A 2,903-nucleotide genomic window follows, 5' to 3' on the forward strand; every position below is an offset into this window, starting at 1 on the left:
CCAAATTATCTGAGTTGGGCGCACCCGTCGACCCGTCCGAGCTTGAAAACTCCTGTCTTGTCATCGCGGATGATGACGAAGCCGGGCAAGACTGGTGCGAGGAGCAGGGATATCCCGGTTACACATACACCCTGTTCCCCTCACGTTGGGTTACAACGAGGTTTTTATCTCGCAATATTTTCATATGGTAAGACAATGTTGGTTGCGTAATATTAAATTCTTCGATAATATCACAGGCACACAATTGATCTTTAGATAATAATTGCAAAATCTGCAAGCGTGTTTCATCTGACAAAACTTTAAATAAATCTGCATAATACGTCACTTCTTCGGTCATATATCCTCCTTCATCGGCTGGTATAACATTGACCGCTCTCTATATAGAACATCGTCTATATAGAGAGTACACCCTACATAGATAACTGTCAATGAACTTTATACTTTTTTCACATGTAAGGCGAAATAAAAACCCGGGCCATGGTCGCTCCGGGTTTGTTTCGATAGCTTAAAGCTTATAAAAACAGTAGTTTATCTTTATCGAGTATCCTGATTTTTGAGGAACTGATGCGTTTGATCAACTGCATTTCTTCCAACTCTTTTAATTTCCGACTCACTGTTTCCGGCGTTGTTCCAATATATGAAGCTAGATTTTTCTTGGATAAAGGGAGGGTTACCATATCCGATCTGTTATCCGGACCCATTAAATCAACGAGATAAGAGGCTAACCGCTGTTCTGTCGATTCAGTTGTGAAACGAGCCGCCTGCTGTTCGCTCTGATTCACGCGAGCAGACAGTTCCTGAAGAATCTTAATGGCAATAGAAGGGTAGCTTATCAGTAATTTCTGGAGAGATGAACGTGTGATTTGGCAGACCGAGGTCGATGCCATGGCTTCCGCATAATTTTCATGTACTGCTTCATTGAACAGAGCCAATTCTCCTGTAAACTCTCCGGGATTCAAGACGCGCACGAGTTGTTCTTTGCCCGATTCGGATAACCGGTAAATACGCAGACTTCCTTTATTCACAATCGTTAAGACGTCAGACAGCTCTCCTGCCCGGTAGACCAGCTCACCTTTTTTAAAGGACTTTGAATCAACAACTTTCATAATTTCATCCAGATGATCCGTATCCAGCTGATTGAATATCGGAACCATTGAAACACACCCTTGGTGAGATAAACCGCATGTATGCTGATTTTCATCTGTTTGCTTAGTCATTTTTACATCTCCTATACTTAAAGATCTCTTGCCTGTTATAATACATATATTACCCTAAATAATAACACAATAGTAAAGCTTGTCATTAATACATTAAAGGGTATCCAAAAAAACTGATGGAGGCAAACATGTGGATAGTTCCATAATTATATTAGTCATCGGGGCAGTCTTTTTAGGTTCACTGATGCGTTCTACTTTCGGTTTTGGTGACTCCGTAATTAGTATGCCCTTACTCGCGTTGCTCCCCATACCCTTTTCAACCGCTGTTTCATTAGTAGGCTTAGTGGGGTGCACAGTCGCAATCATTTCTATCTTCTCCGGCTGGAAAAACCTGGACCGTTCGATTCTTTTAAAATTGTCTTTTTCAACGATACTAGGTATTCCCTTTGGTTTATTATTGGTCAATTATGCTGAAAAAAGATGGATCAGTCTGATCCTTGGAGTTCTTCTTATATCGTATTCAGTGTATTCGGTACTTGGTTCAAAAAGACAGCAACTTACTATTCAAAAAGAATTCAGGAATACAAATTATAGCCTACCCTTTGGTTTTTCTGCGGGCATGTTAGGTAGCGCGTATAACATGAATGGTATACCTATCGTTCTCTACGGAACAATGAGTAACTGGTCCCCTAACAAATTCAAAGATACACTTCAAGCCCATTTTTTGTTCTCCAGTCTATTGATCGTAGTCAGTCATTTTTTAAGTGGTTTCTGGACAAGAGAATTAGGTTTTTACTTTGCATTTTCTTTACCTGCAGTTATGCTGGCTATCTTTACAGGAAATCATCTCTATGCAAGAATAAAAACAGAAAAATTCAAAAAAGTTGTTCTCTTTTCTATCCTTTTACTGGGTGTCTTTACCCTTATTGACTTTTTCTGATTCATTTCGTTTCCAAACATTGAGAACAGTCAAAAAAACCTTCCGGATCAATTAATTGATCCGGAAGGTTTTTCTAAATATCTAAGTTTTAAATTATGATTTAATCTTCGTTTGGATCGTTTTCTGCATCTTGATGCGTTGCATGAACGGTTCCTGGAAGATGATCCGGTCCAGCATAGATAGTATATAATTTAAGCGGTTTGTCGCCTGTATTTTCAATGTTGTGCCACATGTCAGCTGGAACAAACACTGCATCATCATCTTCAACTTTTTCTTCAAAGTTCAAGTTGTCTTCTGAAGGACCCATTTTACATACGCCTTTGCCTTCTTCGATGCGGATGAACTGATCAATACCGTGATGGACTTCCAGACCGATATCGTCACCGGGTTCGATGGACATCAATGTCACCTGAAGTTTTTCACCTGTCCAAATCGTTGTACGGTAATTTTCATTATCTTCCGTTGCATCTTCGATATCAATAACATAAGGTTCTTTACCATGGTCTTTGTAATCTATTTCCATTTCTTATCTTCCTCCTCATTATTTATAATCATTATAATCTAATAATAACACATCACTTTTATATTTCAACCCATATGCATCGAATCTGCATAAAGGTTATTGCACGAGTATAAAAAACTGTCTTTATGGGGTCTTCACACTTTACAATAACTATAAATAACTTTTATTGATCGATGTGCTCTATTGACTACAATTTTATTATACGCTTAAATTTGAAGATGGAAAATTTATACGGATCAATTTTTTGAATTTTTTTTGTATTTTTTGAGCTCTGTTGACAGCC

General features: G+C 38.4%; 4 protein-coding genes. 1 reads left to right on the top strand and 3 read right to left on the bottom strand.

Features of this window, described 5'->3' with window-relative positions; all coding sequences use genetic code 11:
* Nucleotides 1-118: 118 nt before the first annotated feature.
* Nucleotides 119-337, bottom strand: a complete 219-nt coding sequence (locus R6U02_RS06765; protein WP_410262853.1) for an ArsR/SmtB family transcription factor — start codon at nt 335-337, stop codon at nt 119-121.
* Between the two features lie 175 nt (nt 338-512).
* Nucleotides 513-1,217, bottom strand: coding sequence for a Crp/Fnr family transcriptional regulator (locus R6U02_RS06770; protein ID WP_410262854.1), 705 nt, complete (start codon nt 1,215-1,217; stop codon nt 513-515).
* Between the two features lie 130 nt (nt 1,218-1,347).
* On the opposite strand from R6U02_RS06770, the gene R6U02_RS06775 reads away from it, so the two are divergent.
* Nucleotides 1,348-2,097 carry a sulfite exporter TauE/SafE family protein gene (locus R6U02_RS06775; RefSeq protein ID WP_410262855.1) on the top strand — a complete coding sequence of 250 codons (750 nt, stop codon included), beginning with the start codon at nt 1,348-1,350 and terminating at the stop codon, nt 2,095-2,097.
* A 100-nt stretch (nt 2,098-2,197) separates the two neighbouring features.
* On the opposite strand, the gene R6U02_RS06780 is transcribed toward R6U02_RS06775, so the two are convergent.
* Nucleotides 2,198-2,620 (bottom strand): cupin domain-containing protein, encoded by a 423-nt coding sequence (locus tag R6U02_RS06780; protein WP_410262856.1) that lies wholly within the window; start codon nt 2,618-2,620, stop codon nt 2,198-2,200.
* Between the last annotated feature and the right edge of the window lie 283 nt (nt 2,621-2,903).

Origin of the sequence: Alkalibacterium sp., from assembly GCF_046484155.1 — a bacterium.
Lineage (GTDB): Bacteria > Bacillota > Bacilli > Lactobacillales > Carnobacteriaceae_A > Alkalibacterium.